Raw genomic sequence first — 24,622 nt, forward strand, 5'->3', positions numbered from 1 at the left:
TTTCATGTACAAAATTTTTAATCATTCCTTTATGTCATTCCTGCGAGGCATTATTGCGTGTGTACCTAATCGTCATTGCGAGCGACTGAAAGCGTTGTTGCATGGCTCAAAAAACGTGTTCGGTGTCATACCATGGCTTGACCACGGTATCCAGAAAACAACTAAAAATACTAACAATATTAGTATTTTTAACTGGGGCCTGCTAAAAACTTGCGGGATGACAGAAGTGGAAGCAAGCCATGCAACAAAGCCACAACTGCAAGGAGCGTGGTGGCAATCCAGAAATAATAATAGAATATTCTGTAAATCAGAATTTTTTACTGGATTGCTTCGTCGCAACTTACAGTTTTTCCTCACAATGACGTTGAAGATCAATTCATGCAAGAATGACATAAATAACCATACATATTTAATCGGTATTTTACTTTTAGGCTTAATCTCCGGTCTTACGTTCAATTTAATTTTTTTTACAGTTCCATATCAATTATCCGAAGCAAAATACACCACTGATATAATAGGTTCGATATCACTAGCTGCCTTTCCGTATTGCTTAAAGGTCATATGGTCACCTTTTATAGATAAATACTCTATACCTTTTTTATGTTCTAAATTCGGTCACAGGCGTGGCTGGGCATTGGTATCACAAATATTTTTAATCCTAGCGATGACGGGGTTCTTAAACATAAGCCCTTGTAATAACTTATATATTACTGCAATTATCTTATTTATTATTTCATCCTGCAGTTCTACACAAGATATTGTACTTGATGCATATAGAATTGAGAGACCTACATCTAAAGAAGAGCTTTCAATGGCTTTTACCTTTAGTAGCATAGGGTTTCGTTTAGGTATGTTACTTGGCAGCGTCGGTACTTTATATTCATCAATTATTTTCGGCTGGAATACAGTATATAAATCGGCTCTATTCATTACTCTAATTGGACCTATAGTAATTTTATGTATCAAAGAACCACAATCAAAAGAAATACACCATACAACTACTCATTTAATAGGATTACAACAATATTTTGAAGTTATTAAAAAAAGTATTATCTCCTTAAAAAATGAACAGCAATATTTACTGCTAATTATATTGTTTATCTTTTTATATAAGGCTGCGGATTCTATACCTATGGCTATGAGTTCGCCTTTATTGCTCGATTTAAGTTTTACTACTCATGAAATTGCCGTTATTTACAAAGCTTACGGGTTACTAATCATGATCGTCGGAGGAGCTTTAAGCGGCGTTTTAGCTGCAAAAATGGGTATATTTCATAGTGTCTTAATTGGTGGAGTTATTCAATTATTGTCACCTCTTATGTTTATGATTCTTGCTACTATCGGCTATGATATAAAGACATTTATAATAACTGTTACAGTACAAAATTTTTGTGCAGGCTTTGCAGGAACTATTATCTCTATCTATTTTGCTAGCCTTTGCAATAGTGAATTTGTTGCCACACAATATTCTATTATTGCATCTTTTAGCTCGCTTAGCCGTATTATTCTAGCTAGCCTTGGCGGTATTTGTGCAAAATATCTTACTTGGCCTGTATTCTTTTTAGGTAATACTCTGTTTAGCATGTTATTTATCCCGATATTTTATAAAATATATAGAAAGAAACTAGGCTTTATGAATATTTCTAAAAAGATATGACAATTATTAAAAAAAGTTTATAATATTGATATATATATTTCTGCGAAATGAAGAGTCAGAATTTTTATGAAACTATATAGTTTTCAAGAACATTTATTAGAATTAAAAATAAGGCTTCTTAGAATATTTACTGCTTTTATAATTATATTTGCTATTTGCTATTATTTTAGCGACTATATTTATAGTGTTTTATTAAAACCGCTTGCTAAGCTAAGCGGTGATACGGTACGAAATATAATTTATACAGGGCTTACAGAAGCATTTTTTACCTATATTAAACTTGCAGCTTTTACTGCTTTTACTATTATTATACCTATAATTGCTTTGGAGTGTTATTTATTTATCAGTCCCGGGTTACACCGCCATGAAAAAAAAATTATCGCTTTTATTCTTTTTATGTCGCCTATTTTATTTTGGTGCGGTAGTATTTTTGTTTTTTACTTTGTAATGCCGAAAGCTTGGAATTTTTTTCTTAGTTTTGAAAAACGTGATATGATCGTACCGATAGTTTTGGAAGCAAGAATTAGCGAGTATCTAAATTTAGTTATTCATTTAATTATTGCTTTTGGAGTCGCCTTTCAACTACCAGTTGTAATAATGATATTAAATATACTAAAAATAGTTAAGGTACAAACACTTAAGCAAAAAAGATGCATTGCCGTGGTAATTAACTTTATTATTGCAGGAATATTAACGCCTCCTGACATTTTAAGCCAGTTTGCTCTTGCAATACCGCTACTTTTATTATATGAAACTTCAATAATGATATGTAATTTTATAGAAAAACTGAGGACACTAAATGTTAAATATCAAATGGATTAGAGAAAATAAAGAATTGTTCGATGAAAAGCTTAGCCAAAGATTTATTGAACCTATGTCTAGTAAAATTGCTATGCTCGACAGAGAGAAAAGAAAAATTACGAGTTTAATTCAAGAATTTCAGCATGCACGTAAGGTAAAATCAAAGATTTTAGGTAATATGGCCTCTAAAAGCGGCGAAGAATTTGAAGGGTTACAAAGAGATGTCAAACATATAAATGAGAAGTTGGAAGCACTTGAACATGATCTAAATAATAATAACGAATTAAATGAACTATTAAATATGTTTCCTAATATTCCGGACGAAGAAGTACCTTACGGAATGGATGAAAGTATGAATAAATTAGTTCGTACTTACGGAGAGACAAATCCAAATGCTTTGAATAAACAGCATTTTGAACTAGGTATAAAATTAAATTTAATGGATTTTGAACAAACTGCTAAAATTTCTGGAACTAGATTTGTAACGTTAAAAGGTGATTTAGCAAAGCTAGAACGTGCTTTAATTAATTTTATGATTGATGTTCATACTAAAGAGTGGGATTTCTTTGAGATATCACCTCCGGTATTAGTTCGAGATAATGCTATGTATAATGCAGGACAACTACCTAAATTTGCCGAAGAGTCTTTTGCAACAACCAATGGTTACAGACTAATTCCAACCGCAGAAGTATCTTTAGTAAATATGGTCGCCGATACTATTATACCAAGAGAAAAATTACCGATACGTTATGTTGCTTACACCCCGTGCTTTAGATCAGAAGCAGGTAGTAGCGGTAGAGATACAAGAGGTATGATTAGATTACATCAGTTCGGTAAAGTTGAGCTAGTATCTATTACTACCCCTGAAGAATCAACAAATGAGCATGAATATATAACTAATGCATCAGAGACTATTTTACAAAAACTGAATCTTCCTTATCGTGTTATGTTACTTTGCACCGGAGATATGGGATTTGCGGCAAAAAAAACCTATGATATAGAAGTATGGCTTCCGGGACAAAAGCAATATCGCGAAATTGCTAGCTGTTCTAATTGTGGAGATTTTCAAGCACGTAGAATGAAAGCAAGATATAAAGAATTCGGCAGTAACGAAACTACCTTAGTTCATACTTTAAATGCTTCAGGATTACCTATCGGAAGAACTATGGTTGCAATACTTGAAAATTATCAGAATGAAGATGGATCAATAACTATACCGGATGTCTTGATAAATTACATGGGAGGATTACAAAAAATCATTGCCTATAGTGAATAATTGTTTATTAAATAGAAAGTTTCTAGTTGTTGTTAAATTGGCTTTGTTGCATGGCTCTTATGTCATTCCCGCTTTCGCGGGAATGACATCGAGTAGAGACCTACGGCTGCTCGCAATGACGCCTCTAGCATCCACGCAGGCAAAGTTCATTAGTATATACTCCTGTGAAATGAAGAGTTATTATACGAAGTTCAACTTGGAAAAGAGCAAGGAGTCTGTAAGCCGAGGGGCGGAGCGTATACTTAATACGTGAGCATCCGAGGACTTACAAAGACGACGTAGCCAATTTTTCAAGTTGAACTAGTATACAAAACGATAATTTAAATTCAGGTTATTTGTGTTTAGTGGTTTACGAAAATTTGACAAAGATATATATAATTATAATGCTCCTAATTTTATACCTATAGCATGTCATTATAATGAAAATACTTTACTTACCAAAGACGGTAAATTACTACAAATTATCAAAATACACGGCATTACCTCAGAGAAAATAAGCGATAACATACAAAATTTACGTGAAATGGTTAGAGTGTCTATAAAAAAGAATATAACCAATTATGATTTTGCTTTTTGGCTACATACAATACGAGAAAAACAAAACTTAGACGATTCAACTCCTTACAAAAAATTATTACCGGCAAATATTCATACCTTATGGCAAAGAAAAAACCATTGGAATGATAAATTCGTTAATACTTTATATATATCTATAGTACATGATTCTGCTAAAGTTAACATCACAAATTTTAACTCTTTAATAAATTCTTTATCTAATAAATTAATTACTGATTTTGAAAATAACTACTTAGATTCAGCTTTTCAAAAATTAGACAATATCACTAATAATATTTTAAATGATTTAAACGAATTCGGTGCTGAAAAACTCGGTATAATATTTGAAAATGATAATGTTTTTTCTAATCCTTTATTTTTATATAATCGCATAGCTAACCTTAATAATAATGATTGTTTGGTACCTATAATAGATTTATCCGATGCAATAGGTAGAAGTATTTATACAATTAGCAGCGATAAAATGGTAGTTACGGATCATGAGAAAAATAATAAATTCGTTTCTTTACTATCTATAAAAGAATATCATGAAACTCCTTCTAATACACTGGATAAATTTTTACAGTTACCGATTGAATTAATAATAACTGAAATATTTTACTTTGTTAGCAAAAAACAAGTAATATCCAAATTGCGTGGTCAAGATTATATTCTAAAAATTACTAACGACTCAACTTTACTTAATCACAAAGGGATTAATAAGCTTGAGGCAGCTAATTTAGATTTTCAATTTTGTAATCAGCAAATTTCAATTGCCGTTATAGAAGAAGATGAAAATAAACTAGATGCAGCCGTAGCTAAAGCATCAACCGAACTTTTTAAACTTGGTATTATTCATGTAAAAGAAGATATTAATATTGAGCAAATATTTTGGTCGCAATTACCTGCTAACTTTGCCTTTATACGTAGAATGTCGCCATTATCCGTAGAGCATATTGCTTCTCTTACCGCTCTTCATAATACTACACTCGGTAATCAATATAATCCTTGGGGTAAGGCTATAACTTTACTGCGAACCGAGAAAGGTACTCCATATTTCATGAATTTTCATGATAAAACGAATAAAGGTAATACTTGCATCTTTGGTACGGGGAAAACCGGCAAAACCGTATTATTGAACTTTTTAATATCAGAATCGACTAAATACGATCCAACAATAATTTATATCTCTAATAATAATGATTCTAAAATTTTTATCGAGGCAATAGAAGGCAAATGGTTAGAACCGGACAAACAAATTATCAATCCATTTTTAGTAGATGATACAGAAAAATCACAAGCATTCATTTTAGAATTTTTAAAATTAATCAGTGGTCATTATATTTCACCTCTTAGCGAAATAGAGATATCCTTTCTAGAGAAATTAAAAAATAAAATTTTATCAATTGAAAAAGAAAAACGTATTTTTTCCAATATTTTAAAATTAGAAGATTTTAAGGAGGAAGGAGGAATACAAATACTTGATAAACTTAAAGTTTTTACCGAAGAACAATTATATTCCGGATTATTTGACGGATCGTCTCTTAACATTGAAGAAGGGAAAGTTATAGGGTTAAATTTATATAAACTTTCTGATGAGCCGTTTTCTAAACAATTTTACCCGACGGAGAGAAAATTTTTAGAACAATTTAATAATAATTTAAAGAAACACCAAAGTATTAGTGCAGCAGTAATTTATGCTTTTACTTATCATTTAAGTCTAGTTGGCACAAAACCTAAAATATTTGCTGCCGATAATTTTGATCAACTTTACAGACCTGAGATTTATTATGATAATATAAATTTAATCTATAATAATTTGTCTCAAAATAACGGTATTTTCGTCAGTAATTTCAATTTTATTTATCTTAAGTCATATCCAAAATATACTATAAAACCTTGGCTTGATTTAATTAATACTAAAATTATTCTACCGTCTGACGTTAAAATAGAAGATTTAGATAAAATTTTAGGTTTAAGCAAGCCGGAAATACGAAAATTATCACAGCTAATACTTTCTGCAAGAATGTTCTTAATTAGTAAGGATAATGAATCGATAGCTTCTGAATTAAGTATTGCCGCTTTAATAGGAGTTGTCCGTATTTTATCAAGCAGACAGGAGGAAATGGATATTTATAAAAAAATACTTGAACAACACCAAGGTCCTCCGGATAATTGGGTTAATTACCTATATAATGAGTTAAATACGGACTAATATTTCACTCTGTCATCCCGTGATTTATTATGGGATCCAAAAAAAATTAAAAAGGACTGGATCCCGCTACAAGCTCGTGGGATGACAATAATTTATTATGAACTATAAAAACAACGAGCATAAAGAATACTCAAAGTGTTAAAAAAATATTTACTATTTTTCTTATTTTCATTTTTCTCATTTAATGTATATGCATCTATTTGGGATGATATAGTCACTTGTCTTAGCGATCCATGTAATTGCGGTCAAAGTGAGAGAACGGAAATTTGGAATAAGGATGGAGGCATCAATGCAAAGCCAAGAGGACCTTTTAAACCAGGCACATTATGTCCTCCTTGGAATAAAAGCGACGGTCGTAATAATGATACTTGTTTATTAAAATTTGATTACCCAGGTATATTGATCGGTTTTTTACTCAATAGATGTGCAGAAGAAGCCCCTGATAGTAGTTACTTTACTCCAAAAATTCGTATTAGAATTCAAAGCTGTAATGCCATAGCTTGTTGGCACCAAAACTCTACTTTAAATTGGGATGGAGAATGTGTATTATGGCCTACAGGTTACGGTATACCTCTAACTAGAGTCTGTGCTAGAGTTGCCGTACCGGATATGCCTCCACCTCCCGGGATAAATGCCCCACCTTCCCCTGCAGATCCAGGTTATACCGATGGAGTACATCTCAATAAAGTCGGTTATACAGAAACTGATAATAAGATAATCGGTATAGACGGAAAAATAATTACTTTAAAACCTCCTAAACTTTGTGCTTATAGCGATCCTGGACTTGTTAACCTTGTTTCAGATTCCGGTGCACATCTTGATCCGATGGACTGGAATCCTAATCGTCAACCTCTTCATCACACTAACGAACTTAGCCCTATTGCAAAAGTATTAAAATTTTTAGTTGAAACGATAAAAGGAGTAAGTTTACCAAGTTTATTAGGGCAGCTTCTTGGTATGATAGATCAAAATTCAGAATTTATAAAAGTACTTCAATCAATACTTAATGCAATAGGAGAGATTTTTAATTTTTTTCCTGCTTTAATAATAAAAATTATTGAAGCACTTGGGTCATTAAACGGTTCTGTAGATAGCTATTCTTTTGGTTGTGTACAATTACCTTTAGGGCCTTTTCCACCACCATATTGTCCAAATTTAGATTATATTACCACTAATGCGAGTGCTCATAATGTATGTAGCATAAAAGATGCAAGCGGCCAGTTTGACCAATCTTCTACTAATCCGGCTTGTGTAGTGCCATCTAATATTAATGTTAAAAACAATATTGTTAATAATACCATACGTGTTAGCTTTAGCAATCTTGTTCCGCTTTGCACGAGTTCTCGCTCTGACCTCAAAACTTGTGTAGAACCACGTAATATAGATTTTTCTTCAGCAAAAATTACTCATACTAATACGGCTTTTAAAGATTTAATTAAATCGTGTAAGAATACTTCAGGCAACACTCCATGTATTAATACAGAAATTTCTACGCCATGTAGTGTTACGGCTAACGGTTGTAATGAGGGATTTAGAATAATATATTCGCAGAAAATTGGAAATGTAGAAACACCCAGCGATTACTACATAAGCGATATACCGGACTGTCCAAGTTCTAATTCAACTACCTGTCAAAAAGTGTGGGGAGTTAATATCGGCGAATTTAAGGATGTAAGCGTAAAATTTCCTGAGGTACAAAAGCAAGATACAACTAGCTTAATGCCTATAAAGACAGATGTCATCTTAAAAGACAACAACGGTAAAGATAGAAAGCTTTATGTCTCTATTAGTAATACCGAAGACGATAAGCAAAATCCTAATAATATTTGCTTATTTGAGTCCGGTAATTTAATAGATTGTGTACCGCGAGTAAATCATTCTTACAGCTTAGCTGCTTATGAATGTGCAAAGCAATATGCCGGCATTACCTGTACTAATAATAGCAATCCCAACTATGCTTATTATAAACCGCAATTCATTGCGTCAGTACAAGTAAGAGAAGGCGACAATATCATAGATGAAACAAGCACTCTTGTAACGCCGTTAGCATACGCCGGACCTCCACCTCCCAACCCCACTGACACAGAAAGCATAGTAATGCTTGCCGGTTATAAGTATAGTTCTTCCGTTGCGTTTATACCTAAAGATCCAAAGGAAGATAAATATATTGCTATGCCGTTTTCAGGAGAGAATGCTCTAAATCAGTTGACTATTCACGGTAAATATAAAGACGATAAAGCACCTTATGATAGTAATGGAAATCCTGACTCAAGTGCGGTATATTTAAAATATTTAGAATATATAAACGGTAAATATATCCAAGGTGGAACGCATGCCTGCTTGATGCCGAAAAATTTCCAACATTGTAACCCTATGCTGCGTCCTACTTTACCTGATGGATCACCTATACCCGGTTACAATCATGACTCAACAAATTGTGTACTTGCTAAACTCAACAACAACGATACTATAAATTGTAAAGATTTTAAAAAAAAATATAACGTTAAATATCCAAATCTTGGCTTATGTAAAAAAGATATAGATCTAACGCGCTGTACTCTAGAAGAAACAGTGTCAGGTCCAGGAAGAGGTATTACAATTTATACTTGCAATATAAATAAGATTCCGAGTAAATGCTATACCAATAACGATAAGGCTAATACTCCAATATGTGTTTTAAGTAGGGATTATACAGATAGAATCGAGCCGAAACCTAACATAGGACCAATATTAGTACCGGTAGATCCTTCAAAATATTATACAGTGACATATACAAAAGGAGATAACAATACTCCTCCTGAGCCGACATATAACGCTGAGACTGAGGATGTAAGAGATAAAACTTGGCAAGAGCTAAATCTTTGTGCTCCTATATTAGTACCTACTTGTGCTAAAATTCCTAGCACAGAGAAAGCTCCTTCCGGTAACAATCACGGTAATGCAGAATGGCCTGAAAGCGATATAGGAGAACTTGCAAAAGGAAAATGCCCGACGAATTGGATACCTATTGATCCTAATAAACCTTTAGAACGCCATTGTTTATCATATTTTGATAGAAAGGTTGTCGAGTTTGAACCTTTAGGCCACAATGTCGGCTGTAGAAAATTTAAAGGATTCCCCATAAAAGTTGGTTATAACGACTTTCCATCAGACCAATTACTTGAGACCCCTTATAATCCGGTAACTAAAATAGGTGACTATATCTTCAACAAAAAACCGGTACCACATGGGAGCATTATGGCATTTCCAAAGGATGGAGCACTTATAGCTGCAGCAAATAAACCGGACAATACAATATTGCATACTGTAGAATTCAAAGTAACTTTAGATGCAATAATGGACGATATTGAGTATTTTGAAGTAAAAGATTTATGGTATGATGATTGCACATTAATATATGTCAACGGCACAAAGTTACTTAGCTTCCCTACTAACATTGATTCTCTAGATGAGAAAAGGTACTGTAACAATGGAAATGACCAAGATCAAGCATTACAAGCTAAAAATTTACCGATTGATATAAAGCGTTATTTAAAACCAGGAGAAAATATTATAAGATTCCAGCTAAGAGTTATGTTTGATGGAGGACTATATTTCCACATGCAATATAAAATGAAGAGATAAATAAATGAGTTGGATTATTTTTTATACGGTAATCGCTGCTTTACTGATTCTCGATTTGGGAATAATACACAAAAAAAATACCATAATGAGCTTTAAAGAAAGCGTACTTTTTAGTCTTTTCTATATTGTAATAGCTTGTTTATTCGGTATCTATGTTTACTATAATACGGGGGCAGATCATGCTCGTGAATATTATACTTGCTTTCTCATTGAGAAAGCTATGTCACTTGATAATATTTTTGTTATCTCTATTATTTTCCAATTTTTTAAAATTCCCTGGCAATATCAACATCGTGTTTTATTTTTCGGTATAATAGGCGTAATAATATTCAGAGCCGTAATGATTTACGGCGGTATTATTCTTATAAATAAATTTGCCTGGTTATTATATATTTTTGCCGTAATACTTATTGCTACAGGTATAAAAACTTTCTATGTATCACATAAAACTTTTGATATACAGAATTCTTATATTTACAAGTCAATAATAAAAAATCTAAATATTACCCCTAACCTTGAAGGGGATAAATTTGTTGTTAAACGTAATAACAAACTATATTGCACCCCCCTTTTTATATCTCTAGTACTGATAGAAGCAATAGATTTAGTCTTTGCTATAGATAGTATAGCGGCAATATTCGCAATTACTAATGATGTTTATATAATTTATACTTCAAATATTTTTGCTATTTTAGGGCTTAGAGCGTTATTCTTTTGTTTAGCAGAAATTGTAGAACGTTTCAGTTATATAAAATATTCTTTGGCTTTAATTTTAATATTTATCAGCTTTAAAATATTTATTCATCATTATATAGCGATTCCGGAATATGTTGCGTTCACTGTAACTATTACTTTATTACTATTTGGTATAATTGCTTCCATAATTAGAAAAAATATGATTGACCATTAATAAAGGGGGTATATAATATTTTTTTATTTTTTAAGCAATTATAATGACTAAATTACTAAAATTATTTTTTATTACTATCATCATTTTTAATAACATTGCTTTCGCAAAAGAAACAGGGTTCTATATAGGAGTAGAAGGCGGAATAATTGAACCGGTCGTTAGTAAATTCCGACATAAACACTCAAATACCGAAATAATTTTAAAAAAATCAAGTATGTATAGTGGAAAAATAGGCTATATAATATATCCACAGATAGCTATTGAATTCTCAGCAACTTATCAACCTAAATATAGTCTGCATTACGTATTACCTCAGCAAAATTTAAGTAATGGTCTCACTATTCCTAAAAACCCAGGTAATACTACCGTATTATCAAATATATATATGCTAAATCTTATTTATGATTTAGAAAAAATAAAAACTTTCACACCTTTTGTAATACTTGGAGGTGGAATAGCACAAGAAAAAGTTAAGCCTACCTCTTCTAGGTGGAGTGTTATAAATAGCGATTATTTTAAAGTAAGAAAAACTCATAAAAATTGTGTTGCTTGGCAAGCAGGTCTTGGAATTTCACAAGATGTAACTTCAAATTTAAGTATTGATGCAACTGCAAAATTACAAACGGCATATAGAGTAAGAATTAATTATGATACGCTTGATATGAAAACGGGGCAATTCGTGCCAACAAATCCTATCAAAAAAACTATAGCCGTTGGAGAATTTGGCATAGGATGTACTTATAGATTGCCATTTAATAATTCTGTGAAATATTTATATGAAAGCTAAAATGTCATCATCCCGCGGGATGACACGAATAATTCAACTATATAAGGGAAAAATATGTCTCCAAAAGCTACTAACTCTTCTTCTACCCCTAACGGTCATGATAAGATGGCAAAACAAACACATTCCGCACAATCCGTTGTTAACGGTGCGGTTTCAGATCATAACACTTATGATGAAATACCGTATGAAAGCTACCCATATGCTCTTACAAATCCTTATCACTTAAGTACACTTGCAACTCTTTTCGGTGTAAATGCTCCTGAAGTCGAGAATGCAAAAATATTAGAGCTTGGTTGTGCAGCAGGCGGTAATTTAATACCACATGCAGTTCTTTATCCAAAAGCTTATTTTGTTGGGGTTGATTTGTCTAAGGTACAAATTGACGAAGCAAATAAAAATGTTAAAGCGCTAGGATTAAAAAATATAGAGTTCCATCATTGTGCGATAACTGATATTAACGATTCTTTCGGTAAGTTTGATTATATAATTTGCCATGGCGTAATTTCTTGGGTACCAAAAACCGTTAGAGATAAAATTTTTGAAGTTTGTAATAAAAATCTTAGTCCAAACGGAATAGCATATATTAGCTATAATACCCTCCCTGGCTGGAATATGGTCCGTACTATTAGAGATATGATGATGTATCATTCTAGCGCATTTGCAAATGTACGGGATAGAATAGCTCAATCTAGATTGTTACTAGAATTTGTTAAGGATAGCTTAGAAAACTCTAAAACTCCTTATGCAGAAGCATTAAAAACCGAAGCAGGGCTACTTGCTAAACAAACCGATCATTATTTACGTCATGATCATCTAGAAGAAGAAAATGCTCAATTCTACTTCCATGAATTTATGAATGAAGCAAGAAAGCACAATTTACAATATTTAGCCGATTGTAATCTTTCGACTATGTATCTCGGTAATATGCCGCCGAAAGTAGTAGAGCAGTTAAAAGCGGTAAACGATATAGTTAGAACCGAACAATATATGGATTTCATTACGAATCGTCGTTTTAGAACCACTTTACTATGTCATAGTGATGTGAAAATTAATAGAAATATTAACAATGATGATATAACGAAATTTAATATAATCTTTAATATAGTGCCTGAAAAACCACTCAAAGAAGTAGATCTTAATAATGCTTCCGAAAATTTAAAATTCTTCTTAAACGGCAATCAAGACTCTAACTTAACAACTAGTTCGCCTTATATGAAAGCTATTTTATACACTTTCAGCGAAAATCTAAATAATCCGTTAAGCTTTGAGAAAATAACCACTGAAGCTAATAAAAAGCTACATAATACTAAATTAAACGAAATCAAAGCTGAGCTTTTAAATAATGCAATGAAGCTAGTACTACAAGGTTATATTAGTATTACAAATCAGAAGCATCGAAATAACCCTGAGCTTGATAAGCCTAAAACAACAAAAATGGTGATACATCAAGCAACCCATACACCTTCTATGTGGGTTACAAATTTAAAACATGAACCGATCGGCGTTAATTTCTTTGAGAAGTGTGCACTTAGATATATGGATGGTAAACATGATAAAAAAGCAATCATTGAGGCTGTACTTGGTCATGTAGAAAAAGGCGAGCTAACTTTAAGTAAAGAAGGTCAAAAAGTAGAAAACAAGGAAGAAATACGCAAAGAACTAGAAAGCTTATTTATTTCGATGATCAAGAAATTTTCTTCTAATGCTTTGTTGGTGTAGCCAATTTGCACTCTGTCATACCGTGGTCTTGCCACGGTATCCATGATACTAAACAAAAATTATTTATTGATTCTCCTACGCCAATGGCGTATAATTATTATGAGTAAAAAACTGATTTCAGTTGTTGAGCTTACAGAGTTTCAAAAATTCGCTAAGAATAATTTAAATGAAAAAGAATGCTTTAAAATAATACATTACATTGCTGCTAATCCTGACCAAGGTGATATAATAAAAGGCACTGGAGGTATAAGAAGAAAGTTATGATTTACTTTAAGTAGTAATAATAAAGGTAAAAGTGGCAGTATAAGAATAATTTATTTTTACTACAATGAAAATATGCCGGTATTTTTAATAACCGGTTTTATAAAAAGTAAGATGGAAAATATTAATCATAATAGTTGTAATGAATTAAAAAAACTAACTGAAGAATTGGAAAATTATATGTCGGACGCGGCAAAAATAAATAATAAAAATACTAATCAAACCGACAAAAGTATATTAATTGGAATGCAAGAGGCTGTTTTATACACTAAAGGAAAATTAAAAGCAAATAAACATGATATAAAATCATCTAATATAGACGTGCATGAAGCAAGAGATAAGTTAAAATTAACACAACAACAATTTGCTACAACATTTGGAGTGAGTGTTGCAACTTTAAGAAACTGGGAACAAGGCAGAAGATTACCTACCGGAGCTGCAAAATTACTTCTTAAGATTATTGAGAAAGAACCTAATGTTGTAAAACGAGTTTTACGAGGATAAAATAGAGATAAGACACAACCTATATAAACACCATGCCTATATTTTTTTATTTATTTGCAACATTAATAACTATCAGTAGCGTATGCGTTGTCTTAAGCAAAAATTCCGTATATTCGGTATTATGGTTAATTTTTGCATTTATCAACGGTGCAGGGCTTATGATTTTGCTTGGAGCAGAATTTTTAGCTATGATGCTGATAGTGATTTATGTTGGAGCTGTAGCAGTATTATTCTTATTTGTGATAATGATGCTAGATATGCATTTTAATAAGACAATAACGCAGCTAAAAGCAAATCTAGCTTTAAGTATTTTTATAGCTTTGATTATGTTTGCCGATTTAGTAATAATTATTTTACTTGGTACTAAAAATATTAATTTCAACTCCAATGTATCGTTTACCATAACAAATAATATCTCAAATACTAAAGCAATAGGAGGCGTACTCTACACAGACTTTATGCTACCGTTTCAAATGGCGGGCCTTATATTATTTGTCGCTATGATTGCATGTATTACGTTAACACTAAAGAAGCGTGAGGGAGTAAAACGTCAAGATATATCAAAACAACTACGTCACAATAAAGAAAATACCGTATTAATGACAAAGCCTATTCTAAATAAAGGTGTTGAGAATATTAAATATGAATGAATATATTTCGCTTAATCATTATTTAATCTTAAGCAGCTTAGTTTTTACTATCGGAATGTTTGGATTATTTATGCATCGCAAAAATATTATCAATATATTAATGTCTATTGAGTTAATGCTGCTTGCAGTTAACATAAATTTTGTTGCATTTTCCGTATATATGCAAGAATTATCGGGACAAATTTTTAGTATTATAATCTTAACCGTAGCAGCTGCCGAAACCTCAATCGGGCTTGCAATATTACTAATATATTTCCGTAATAAAGGCTCCATTGAAATTACCGACATTAATCAGATGTGGGGATAATGATGTATCAAAATATTTGCATAATGATCATCATGTTACCGCTTGCATCTAGCATAATAAACGGGTTATTCGTAAGGGTAATAGACAAAAAATTAGCGCAAGTAATTGCAACCGGCTTTTTATCTTTATCTGCCTTATTCTCATTAATAATATTTTGCGATGCAGGCTTAGACGGGAATATAATCCATATTAAATTATTACCATGGATTGAGGTTGGAAATTTTAAAGTAAATTGGTCGATTTATATCGATCAGCTAACTAGCATAATGTTTATAGCCGTAACATGGGTGTCAAGCATCGTGCATATCTACTCGCTTGGCTATATGGCCGAAGATAAGGGGATTATACGCTTCTTGTCTTTTCTTTCTTTATTCACTTTTTTTATGTTAATGCTAGTATCTAGCGATAATTTCTTACAGTTATTTTTCGGTTGGGAGGGCGTCGGCGTTTGCTCATATTTACTAATAGGTTTTTGGTATTCAAAAGAATCAGCCAATAAAGCAGCGATTAAAGCTTTTATAATAAATAGAGCCAGCGATTTTGCTTTTATCTTAGGCATAATGACGATTATTGTTTATTGTGGCTCAGCAAATTACAAAGATGTATTGTCATCTGCAGAATTATTATCTAATATAAAAATATTTTTACATTTTTACATTCTAGACATTATTTGTTTATTATTATTCATCGGTTGTATGGGTAAATCTGCACAGATCGGTTTACATGTATGGCTTCCTGATGCGATGGAAGGACCGACTCCGGTATCTGCACTTATTCATGCAGCAACCATGGTAACGGCAGGAATATTCTTAGTAGCACGCTGCTCGTATTTATTTGAATATAGCCCTTTAATTCTACAATTTATTACGATTATCGGCGGTGTTACTTGTCTTTTTGCTGCAAGCATTGCTATTATGCACAGCGATATCAAGAAGATTATTGCTTACTCAACTTGCAGTCAGCTTGGTTATATGTTCATGGCGTGCGGAGTATCTGCCTATAATAGCGGAATATTTCACTTAGTAACTCATGCCTTTTTTAAGGCCTTATTATTCTTATCAGCCGGCAGCGTAATACATGCCGTTCACGAGCAGGATATTTTTAAAATGGGTGATTTAAGAAATAAAATGCCGGTAACTTATGGCAACTTCTTAATCGGCTCACTTGCACTAATAGGGATTTATCCTTTGGCAGGATTTTACTCTAAAGACTCGATTTTAGAAGCGGCTTATAGTAGCGGCTCGTTTATGTTTATTTTTGGAATAGCAGCAGCAATACTTACCCCTATTTATTCAATGAAGATTATTATGTTGGTATTTCATGGCAAAACTAAGCTAGAAAAAGATGTTTTTGAGCATGCTCACGAACCGGCTAAAGTAATGAATAATCCACTTATATTACTTGTCGCCGGGAGCTTTTTTAGCGGTATGATCGGCTATTATTTACTTGCTATGGACAAACCAAACGGTTATTTCCATGCAAGCCTATTTAATTTACATATTTATAAATTACTAATTAGCCACCCGCCTTTATATATTAAGCTACTACCTATGGCAGTCGGTATAGTGGGGATTGTTACTGGGATTTACTTATATAAGTCAAGTACTGTTATGTCATTCCCGCAAAAGCGGAAATCCAGTAAAAATATTAAAAACGCCTGGATCCTGCGGTCAAGCCGCGGTATGACACCCCTTGTATTAATTTCCAACATATTACGCAATAAATATTACTTCGATGAAATATATAATTGCTTAATTGTGAAACCTATTAACTGTTTAGCTTCTTTATTTTATCTTGGCGATCAGCAAATAATCGATCGTTTTGGACCAAACGGTTTTTCACGAGTCGTTAATTGCTTTAGCGTTCTTACCGGCAAAATACAAACAGGATATGTTTTTAATTATGCTTTGTATATAGTATCATTTATTGTTGTAACAATTAGTTATTTTGTTTGGAAAAACATAATGTACTGATGTTATTTGCGTTAAAAACTAAAACCGTCATTGCGAGCGAACGTAAAGAGCGTGGCAATCTCATGAAATAATAACAAATTCCTGAGATTGCTTTGTCAATTACTTCGTAATTTGCTTCGCCATGACGGAAAAAAATTCATAAAATCTTAAAGAATGTTAGAATTACCTATTATATCTATCAGTATTTTTCTGCCGCTAATAAGCGTGCTATATATTTTGCTGTTTATTAGTCAAAGTAAAAAAGCAGATAAACCGATATATGTAATGTATGTTGCAGTGCTTAGTTCTGTTTTAACATTCATCTCAACTATCTATATTTTAATAGAGTTTGACTCCTCAAACCCCGCTTATCAATTTGTTGAACGCTACGCTTGGCTTGATAAGATCGGGCTTGAATTCCATGTAGGCGTTGACGGTATATCAATATTTTTTGTGGTTCTAACTTCTTTTCTTACTCTTATTTGTATAATTGGAAGCTTATTTACTGTTAAAAAATATATTAAAGAATATTTGGTATGTTTTTTATTAATGGAATCTTTGTGTATAGGGGCATTTACCTCGGTAAATTTATTATTATTTTATCTGTTTTTTGAAGCAATATTAGTGCCGATGTATATTATTATCGGCGTATGGGGTGGCAAGAATAGAATATATGCGGCTCTTAAATTCTTCTTATACACGTTCTTTGGTTCTTTATTTTTCCTACTTTCATTAATTTATATTTATAGCAAAATGCATAGCTTTGATTTAACCTATATCTTTCAGCTTACCGATAATATTCCATTATTTGCTCAGCAAATTTTATGGTGGGCTATCTTTATTGCTTTTGCCGTTAAAATCCCTATTATTCCTTTTCATACTTGGCTACCCGATGCACACGTACAAGCTCCAACCAGCGGCTCGGTTATTCTTGCCAGTATTTTGCTAAAACTCGGCGGTTACGGTTTTTTAAGAGTATTACTACCTCTATGTCCGAGTGTATCACAAGAATTTGCAATTTACGTAATTTACCTTAGCGTTATTGCTATAATATATGCATCACTCGTTGCGCTTGCTCAAAAAGATATGAAGAAGATGATAGCATATTCATCTATTGCACATATGGGATATGTTACGATAGGTATTTTTAGCTTTACTAAAGCCGGAGTTAGCGGAGCAATATTTCAGATGCTTAGCCACGGTGTGATTTCTTCATGTCTATTCTTAATAGTCGGTACTTTGTACGAAAGATTACATACAAAAGAAATAGCTAAATATGGTGGTGTAGCAAGTAAAATGCCGGTGCTTGCCGCATTTTTTATGATTGCAATGCTCGGCTCTGTCGGGTTACCCGGAACTAGTGGATTTATTGGAGAATTTTTAAGCCTGCTTGGGATTTATAAGGTGAATGTAGTAGCAACCTTTATAGCAGCTCTCGGCATAATCTTCGGGGCGGTTTATATGCTGAAATTATACAAAGAAGTAATGCTCGGTGAAATTACCAATAAAGAAATTATGCATTTCAGAGATTTATATAAATACGAAATAATCTCAATAGCTCCTTTAATATTATTAATTATTTACTTTGGTCTAATGCCGAGTTCTATTTTAAATGTATTTAGCTTATCGGTGGAAAATTTGCTGGTAAAATTTTAATTGCTTACAAAAAATATAAATGATACTCTAATTATAGAACTTAAAAGTGAGATTTATATGAAAAATAGCAAAAGAAACTAAAGAAATAAACCATGAATTAAACAACGCAACTAAAAAACTAGGTCAAGAAGCTAATAAGGTAACAGGCATAGATATAAGTCATGTGGTAAATCCTGATGCATCAGATCATAAAGAAGCTTGAAGAGATGCTCGTGAGAAACTTGGAATTGGTCATAATAATCAACAAGATAATACAGAATTAACGGACCACACCAGAAGAGCATCATGAAAATTAAATTTATTAAAAAGCAACAGATGTCATACCGTGGCTTGACCACGATATCTAGTAAAATTATTAGTATTTTGAATTGCTTTTATATGGATACCGTGGTCAAGCTACGGTATGACAAGGACATGCTATCACTTCATCAATTACAATTTAAAAACTTATTTGATCTAAATATTACTTTTCTTCCTTCTTCTATAACATATATAAAAGGAGCTAACGGTTGTGGGAAAAGCTCGTTGCTACGAATGATAGCAGGAATTATGCAACCGAGTAGCGGTAATATCTACTATAGAAACTGTAATATTAACAATATCGCTAAACTTTACTGCACTTATATCGGTCATAATTTAGGTCTAAAATCAGAAATGACTGTTTTTGAGAATCTAAAATTTTGGTCAGAAATTTATAATTCCGCTGCAACCCTATATGCTGCTATTCATTACTTCAAATTACACGACTTATTAGATAAAAAATGTTATAGTTTGTCTAGCGGAATGCAGAAAATCGTAGCCATAGCAAGGCTTATTGCTTGCCAATCTGACTTATGGCTACTTGATGAAGTTGAAACTAACTTAAGCAAAGAAAATAGGGCTTTACTCAATAATCTAATTGTCATGAAAGCAAATAGCGGCGGTATTGTTCTTCTATCCTCTCATCTAGAAAGCTCTATAAAATCTGCACAGATATTACGGCTTGATTAATTATTATTGTTTTGCGTATTTTTATAAATCTCCCAATGTACAATAAAAAATATAAGGCTAACTATAATCCAAATTGAACAATTAATTATTGTACTTACAGCATGTGTTTTAGTAACTTTATATATTATTCTTATAACTAATTCTCTTGTCTTCTAGCTCTTTTGGAGGCTTTTAATTGTTCATATAAATCCTTATCATATGATTTTAGCTTTAAATATTGCTCATTAGTACTATATATTTTATGAGTTTCTCTTATTCCAGTAGGAATATAGTTTTTTAGTTTTTATAATTAAGAGAATAAAAGTCAAAAAAAAGAAAAGCAATAATTAAATTACAAAGGTTTATGAAATCTCGAATGCAAGGTTCGAATTTTCATGATATATTTTTTTAATTTAACTTTTTTGAAATGAACCTATTAACAGAATCATAATAGCATAATATACGTATATATTCCGAATAAATGAAGAGTAATTAAACGAGTATATTACCTATACTCGTAATCTTTGTGTAGTTTACTAGCGAGTGCCTGTTCCCATCTATCGCCATTTTGCAGTAATCTTTCCTTATCGTAAATAAGTGCGGTATGAGTTAGACTTGCAAACTCAAAATTAGGACCTTCAACTATTGCATCTACAGGGCAAGCTTCCTGACATAATCCGCAATAAATACATTTTGTCATATCTATATCATAACGAGTAGTACGCCTGCTGCCGTCTTCTCGTTCGTCCGCTTCAATTACTATCGCTTGTGCCGGACAAATCGCCTCACAGAGTTTGCACGCAATGCAGCGTTCTTCACCGTTTTCATAGCGACGCAGGGCATGTTCACCCTTAAATCTTGGACTAATAGGGCTTTTTTCATAAGGATAATTTATGGTAACTTTGGGCTTAAAGAAATACTTTAAAGTCAAAGCCATCCCCCTTACTATCTCATATAGAAAAAACGATTTTAAATAGTTTATCATAAAAATTATATATTAAAGATCGATGTATTTCTGCAGGGCATCACCCGCATGGATACCGAGTTGTCATTGCGAGCAGCCGTAGGCTACGTGGCAATCTCGTCAAATATCCTGAGATTGCTTCGTCAATTACTTAGTAATTTCCTCGCAATGACGGGTAAACCGATCAAGCAACAATGACAATAACACCTAAATACTCGGTAAATTATCTGTATAAACAAGCACACTTGATACTAACACTACCCAAAATAAAGTTAGAGGTAAAAATACTTTCCAGCCAAGTCGCATTAATTGATCATAGCGATATCTTGGTAAGGTCGCTCTAATCCATAAAAAACAAAACAATAAGAATCCGACCTTAAATACAAACCAAAAGAACCCCGGAATACAATCTAACCACGATATATTAAAGGGCGGCAAGTAACCTCCTAAAAAGAAAGTCGTAGTCATTGCACTAACTAATATCATATTAGCATATTCACCTAGAAAAAATAAAGCAAATCCCATAGAGGAATATTCAACATTATAGCCAGCAACTAACTCCGATTCTGCTTCAGGTAAATCAAAAGGTAATCTATTTGTTTCGGCAAGCACCGAGATAAAAAACACGACACCCATAGGTAGTAGCATTAAATCAATCCACCACGGCATTGTTCTTTGTGCTTCAATGATCTCACTTAAATTGAGAGTACCGGTAGTAAGTAGCACGGTAATAATAACCAGCCCCATCGACACTTCATAAGAAATCATTTGGGCAGAGGAACGTATAGCTCCTAAAAAAGCATATTTTGAGTTACTAGCCCAGCCAGCAATAATAATGCCGTAAACACTTAAAGAAGAAATAGCAAGAATATATAAAACACCTACATTAATATCTGCCAAAACTACGCCCTTTGCAAAGGGTATAACTGCCCAGCCAATTAAACTTAATATAAAAGTTATCATCGGTGCTAAAATAAATAATATTTTATCGGAATTGGTTGGAATGATCGGCTCTTTGAATAAGAGCTTAACCGCATCGGCAATAGGCTGAAGTAATCCAAACGGACCGACAACGTTAGGTCCTCGTCGAAGCTGCATTAATCCAATAACACGACGCTCTGCATATGTTAAATACGCAACGCACAATATTAAAGGGGTAGTAATTGCAACTACCTTTAGAGCGATGATAATTAACGGAAAAATATATTCAAAAAAGAGTTCTAGCATGATTGTACTCTTATTATATCATTCCCGCAAAAGTGAGAATCCAGAAAATAATTTACAAAAAAAGAGCTGGATTCCCGCTTTTGCAGGAATGACATATGGGGTGAGAATAGCATATTTTTCATCATGCCGCCTCCTCGTCTCTTGCTTCCTTAGCCTCAACGCACTTAGCCATAGTGACCGAATTTTTACTAATCACGTCAGTCATATAATAATTAATAGGTTCTGCAGTTATAGGCTCTTTTGATAACTTATCTTTAGAGCTAAACTTACTAAATTTATTTTCTATAATTCTATCAATACTAGCAAATACCTTATATTCTTTAGCAAGTCTTACTCTTACTTCTTGCAAATTATCCATTCCGATATCTATTTTTAGATAACCGGCAAGCTCTTTAATAATTTCTATATCTTCTTTAGCTACCCCTACAGGCGATACTGCTTTTTCTGCTATTTGCGGTCTACCTTCTAAATTTACGTAAATTCCGCTCTGCTCGGTATAAGCAGCCGCAGGTAAAATTACATCAGCACTGCTAGCACCTGCGTCCCCGTGATGTCCTTGATATATTATAAAGGTCGATTTCAGCTTATCAAATGGGATGGCGTCCGTTCCAAGTAAATAAGCGAGTTCCAACTCTTCGAGCTTAATAGGAGTATTAAAACCAATATCAAGACCGCCAACTATAGAAGCGTGATTATGCAATATATTAAAACCTTTCCAATCATCACGCATAATATTATATTCGGTCACTATCTTATGAATAAGCGACAATATAGCATATCCGTCATCTCTTGCATATACACCGTCACCTACTATAATCATCAGATATTTTGCTGCTTTTAAGGCTTTCGTAAACTCATGAGTACCAATAGCTAGCCCCTCAATAATCTTAATATCACTTCCTAAATCCTGAATTTTATAGGTTTGGTTATGCCCCCCACCTATTCTTGCTACTTTTAGTGAGTCGGCACGTACTCGCATACCTATTCTACTATTTAATACTGGAGCTATTTGCCTTGGATTTGCTCCGATTAGCAAACATAAATCAGCCTTTTCTATCCCTGCAATAGTAGTATTAAATAAATAATTGCCTCGCTGCATGGTATCTAGTTTATAGTCAAACTGATTAACGCTGTAATTATTAGAGCCAAGCTTTTGCAATAATATTTTTAACATAAACATTGCTTCGACAGAAGAGAGAGAACCAGCAATAGCAGCAATCTTTTCTGGTTTTACGGATTTTATTTTATCCGCTACTGTCTTTAAAGCTTCACTCCAGCTAGCTTCTACTAACTTACCGTTTTTTCTGATATAAGGACGATCCAAGCGCTGATATTTTAAACCATCATAACTAAAACGATTCTTATCCGAAAGCCACTCTTCATTTATTTCTTCATTAACACGAGGTAATATCCTCATTACCTCATCGCCTCTACTATCAATACGAATATTAGAGCCTTCGGCATCATGCACTCCAATGCTAGCGGTATGTTTTAGCTCCCATTTACGAGCTTTAAAAGCATAAGGCTTAGAGTTCAAAGCACCGACGGGACAAATATCGATCATATTACCGGACATTTCGGAATCTAAAGTTTGCTCTAAATATGAAGTTACTTCAATGTGTTCTCCACGGTGAATAGCTCCCATTTCCTCTATCCCCGCTATATCGCTCGCAAATCTAATACATCTTGTGCATTGTATGCATCTAGTCATCGCTGTTTTAATCAACGGTCCCATATATTTATCTTTAATAGATCTCTTATTTTCGTGGAATCTATTAGTACCTTTGCCGTATCTGAAAGCCTGATCCTGTAAATTACACTCTCCGCCCTGATCACAAATAGGACAATCTAAAGGATGGTTAATCAGTAAAAACTCCATCACCCCTTCACGTGCTTTTTTTACCATCGGCGTATCGGTATGAATAACCATACCGTTACTTACCGGCATAGCACAAGAAGCTATAGGCTTTGGTGATTTTTCCATTTCAACCAAGCACATACGGCAATTACCAGCAATTTTTAGACGCTCATGATAACAAAAATGAGGGATTTCTTTTCCTGCTTGTGTACAGGCTTGATAAACGGTGCTACCTTCTGATACTTCTATTTCAGAACCGTCTACGTTCAGCTTTATCATTTTTATTTTATCCAATAAGTCATAGGGTTTGGGTATGCTTTGTCTTCTATCATATATTTAAAACCGATGGCAACACGAAGTATATACCAAACAGCGAGTATAACGTATAGTACTACTCCAATCATGATAAACGTAAATATAAAACATACAATCCACCCAAGAACCCCAAGGCAAAAAGTACGAAATAAAAACACGTAATGACTAATTGCAAAGTTATCGCCTTTATCTTTGTTAAGATATGCAAAAAATACCCCGATTAACGGCAATATCGGAGCTACGATCCCGCATAAATATAATATATATACCACAATTAAATTTTTCTTACCGCTCTCGGTATATTCTTTAAGATGCTTGTCCATATTTTTACCTCTTTATGTCGTTCCCATGTGGCGTTGTTGCATGGCTATCTGAGTGGTCATTGCAAGCAGCCGTAGACTGCGTGGCAATCTCA

General features: G+C 33.1%; 20 protein-coding genes. 16 read left to right on the forward strand and 4 right to left on the reverse strand.

What is annotated here, in order from left to right; all coding sequences use genetic code 11:
- Nucleotides 1–4: 4 nt before the first annotated feature.
- From RPR_RS04895 to ccmA, 16 genes are all read left to right on the forward strand, one after another.
- The gene (locus RPR_RS04895) at nt 5–1,657 is read left to right on the forward strand and encodes an MFS transporter (RefSeq protein WP_228368808.1); all 1,653 of its coding nucleotides are present in this window, start codon (nt 5–7) and stop codon (nt 1,655–1,657) included.
- A 66-nt stretch (nt 1,658–1,723) separates the two neighbouring features.
- Nucleotides 1,724–2,479, forward strand: coding sequence for a twin-arginine translocase subunit TatC (gene tatC, locus RPR_RS04900; protein ID WP_012736820.1), 756 nt, complete (start codon nt 1,724–1,726; stop codon nt 2,477–2,479).
- Nucleotides 2,457–3,734: a serine--tRNA ligase gene (gene serS / locus RPR_RS04905; protein ID WP_012736821.1), complete on the forward strand. Its 1,278-nt coding sequence runs from the start codon at nt 2,457–2,459 to the stop codon at nt 3,732–3,734. The genes tatC and serS overlap by 23 nt, the downstream gene beginning before the upstream one ends.
- A gap of 37 nt (nt 3,735–3,771) precedes the next feature.
- The gene (locus RPR_RS09750) at nt 3,772–3,987 is read left to right on the forward strand and encodes a palindromic element RPE5 domain-containing protein (protein WP_014411077.1); all 216 of its coding nucleotides are present in this window, start codon (nt 3,772–3,774) and stop codon (nt 3,985–3,987) included.
- Nucleotides 3,988–4,071: 84 nt separating this feature from the next.
- Nucleotides 4,072–6,504: a VirB4 family type IV secretion/conjugal transfer ATPase gene (locus tag RPR_RS04920; RefSeq protein ID WP_012736822.1), complete on the forward strand. Its 2,433-nt coding sequence runs from the start codon at nt 4,072–4,074 to the stop codon at nt 6,502–6,504.
- A 135-nt stretch (nt 6,505–6,639) separates the two neighbouring features.
- Entirely contained in the window at nt 6,640–10,128 is a 3,489-nt protein-coding gene (locus tag RPR_RS04925; protein ID WP_012736823.1) for a hypothetical protein, read from the forward strand.
- A gap of 4 nt (nt 10,129–10,132) precedes the next feature.
- Entirely contained in the window at nt 10,133–11,038 is a 906-nt protein-coding gene (locus RPR_RS04930; RefSeq protein ID WP_012736824.1) for a TerC/Alx family metal homeostasis membrane protein, read from the forward strand.
- 43 nt (nt 11,039–11,081) lie between these two features.
- Entirely contained in the window at nt 11,082–11,825 is a 744-nt protein-coding gene (locus RPR_RS04935; protein ID WP_012736825.1) for an outer membrane protein, read from the forward strand.
- Nucleotides 11,826–11,879: 54 nt separating this feature from the next.
- A complete protein-coding gene (locus tag RPR_RS04940; protein ID WP_012736826.1) occupies nt 11,880–13,544 on the forward strand; it encodes a methyltransferase regulatory domain-containing protein in 1,665 nt (554 codons plus the stop codon).
- 99 nt (nt 13,545–13,643) lie between these two features.
- Nucleotides 13,644–13,808, forward strand: a complete 165-nt coding sequence (locus RPR_RS08610; RefSeq protein ID WP_228368809.1) for a hypothetical protein — start codon at nt 13,644–13,646, stop codon at nt 13,806–13,808.
- Between the two features lie 72 nt (nt 13,809–13,880).
- Entirely contained in the window at nt 13,881–14,309 is a 429-nt protein-coding gene (locus RPR_RS08615; RefSeq protein WP_012736828.1) for a helix-turn-helix domain-containing protein, read from the forward strand.
- Nucleotides 14,310–14,341: 32 nt separating this feature from the next.
- Nucleotides 14,342–14,959: an NADH-quinone oxidoreductase subunit J gene (locus RPR_RS04950; RefSeq protein WP_010977789.1), complete on the forward strand. Its 618-nt coding sequence runs from the start codon at nt 14,342–14,344 to the stop codon at nt 14,957–14,959.
- Nucleotides 14,952–15,266, forward strand: coding sequence for an NADH-quinone oxidoreductase subunit NuoK (nuoK, locus tag RPR_RS04955; RefSeq protein WP_012151334.1), 315 nt, complete (start codon nt 14,952–14,954; stop codon nt 15,264–15,266). The genes RPR_RS04950 and nuoK overlap by 8 nt, the downstream gene beginning before the upstream one ends.
- The gene (nuoL, locus tag RPR_RS04960) at nt 15,266–17,239 is read left to right on the forward strand and encodes an NADH-quinone oxidoreductase subunit L (protein WP_085065706.1); all 1,974 of its coding nucleotides are present in this window, start codon (nt 15,266–15,268) and stop codon (nt 17,237–17,239) included. The genes nuoK and nuoL overlap by 1 nt, the downstream gene beginning before the upstream one ends.
- A gap of 153 nt (nt 17,240–17,392) precedes the next feature.
- Nucleotides 17,393–18,874 carry an NADH-quinone oxidoreductase subunit M gene (locus RPR_RS04965; RefSeq protein ID WP_012736830.1) on the forward strand — a complete coding sequence of 494 codons (1,482 nt, stop codon included), beginning with the start codon at nt 17,393–17,395 and terminating at the stop codon, nt 18,872–18,874.
- Nucleotides 18,875–19,288: 414 nt separating this feature from the next.
- Nucleotides 19,289–19,864 (forward strand): heme ABC exporter ATP-binding protein CcmA, encoded by a 576-nt coding sequence (gene ccmA, locus RPR_RS04970; RefSeq protein WP_012151337.1) that lies wholly within the window; start codon nt 19,289–19,291, stop codon nt 19,862–19,864.
- A gap of 484 nt (nt 19,865–20,348) precedes the next feature.
- Here the strand turns inward: ccmA and nuoI are convergent, their stop codons facing one another.
- From nuoI to RPR_RS04990, 4 genes are all read right to left on the reverse strand, one after another.
- On the reverse strand, nt 20,349–20,828 hold the full coding sequence (gene nuoI, locus RPR_RS04975) for an NADH-quinone oxidoreductase subunit NuoI (RefSeq protein WP_012736832.1): 480 nt from the start codon (nt 20,826–20,828) through the stop codon (nt 20,349–20,351).
- Between the two features lie 186 nt (nt 20,829–21,014).
- On the reverse strand, nt 21,015–22,034 hold the full coding sequence (gene nuoH / locus RPR_RS04980; protein WP_012736833.1) for an NADH-quinone oxidoreductase subunit NuoH: 1,020 nt from the start codon (nt 22,032–22,034) through the stop codon (nt 21,015–21,017).
- 121 nt (nt 22,035–22,155) lie between these two features.
- Complete coding sequence (gene nuoG / locus RPR_RS04985; protein WP_085065818.1) at nt 22,156–24,171, reverse strand: NADH-quinone oxidoreductase subunit NuoG; 2,016 nt, start codon at nt 24,169–24,171, stop codon at nt 22,156–22,158.
- A 2-nt stretch (nt 24,172–24,173) separates the two neighbouring features.
- Nucleotides 24,174–24,530 carry a DUF4870 family protein gene (locus tag RPR_RS04990; protein ID WP_004997331.1) on the reverse strand — a complete coding sequence of 119 codons (357 nt, stop codon included), beginning with the start codon at nt 24,528–24,530 and terminating at the stop codon, nt 24,174–24,176.
- Nucleotides 24,531–24,622 lie beyond the last annotated feature (92 nt).

Origin of the sequence: Rickettsia peacockii str. Rustic (assembly GCF_000021525.1) — a bacterium.
GTDB lineage: Bacteria > Pseudomonadota > Alphaproteobacteria > Rickettsiales > Rickettsiaceae > Rickettsia > Rickettsia rickettsii.

Bases quoted from the DNA above. Each gene is read 5' to 3' on its own strand.
- RPR_RS04895 (WP_228368808.1), top strand. From the start codon at position 5: ATGTACAAAATTTTTAATCATTCCTTTATGTCATTCCTGCGAGGCATT.
- tatC (WP_012736820.1), top strand. From the start codon at position 1,724: ATGAAACTATATAGTTTTCAAGAACATTTATTAGAATTAAAAATAAGG.
- serS (WP_012736821.1), top strand. From the start codon at position 2,457: ATGTTAAATATCAAATGGATTAGAGAAAATAAAGAATTGTTCGATGAA.
- RPR_RS04930 (WP_012736824.1), top strand. From the start codon at position 10,133: ATGAGTTGGATTATTTTTTATACGGTAATCGCTGCTTTACTGATTCTC.
- RPR_RS04935 (WP_012736825.1), top strand. From the start codon at position 11,082: ATGACTAAATTACTAAAATTATTTTTTATTACTATCATCATTTTTAAT.
- RPR_RS04940 (WP_012736826.1), top strand. From the start codon at position 11,880: ATGTCTCCAAAAGCTACTAACTCTTCTTCTACCCCTAACGGTCATGAT.
- RPR_RS08610 (WP_228368809.1), top strand. From the start codon at position 13,644: ATGAGTAAAAAACTGATTTCAGTTGTTGAGCTTACAGAGTTTCAAAAA.
- RPR_RS08615 (WP_012736828.1), top strand. From the start codon at position 13,881: ATGCCGGTATTTTTAATAACCGGTTTTATAAAAAGTAAGATGGAAAAT.
- RPR_RS04950 (WP_010977789.1), top strand. From the start codon at position 14,342: ATGCCTATATTTTTTTATTTATTTGCAACATTAATAACTATCAGTAGC.
- nuoK (WP_012151334.1), top strand. From the start codon at position 14,952: ATGAATGAATATATTTCGCTTAATCATTATTTAATCTTAAGCAGCTTA.
- nuoL (WP_085065706.1), top strand. From the start codon at position 15,266: ATGATGTATCAAAATATTTGCATAATGATCATCATGTTACCGCTTGCA.
- RPR_RS04965 (WP_012736830.1), top strand. From the start codon at position 17,393: ATGTTAGAATTACCTATTATATCTATCAGTATTTTTCTGCCGCTAATA.
- ccmA (WP_012151337.1), top strand. From the start codon at position 19,289: ATGCTATCACTTCATCAATTACAATTTAAAAACTTATTTGATCTAAAT.
- nuoI (WP_012736832.1), bottom strand. From the start codon at position 20,828: ATGATAAACTATTTAAAATCGTTTTTTCTATATGAGATAGTAAGGGGG.
- nuoH (WP_012736833.1), bottom strand. From the start codon at position 22,034: ATGCTAGAACTCTTTTTTGAATATATTTTTCCGTTAATTATCATCGCT.
- nuoG (WP_085065818.1), bottom strand. From the start codon at position 24,171: ATGATAAAGCTGAACGTAGACGGTTCTGAAATAGAAGTATCAGAAGGT.
- RPR_RS04990 (WP_004997331.1), bottom strand. From the start codon at position 24,530: ATGGACAAGCATCTTAAAGAATATACCGAGAGCGGTAAGAAAAATTTA.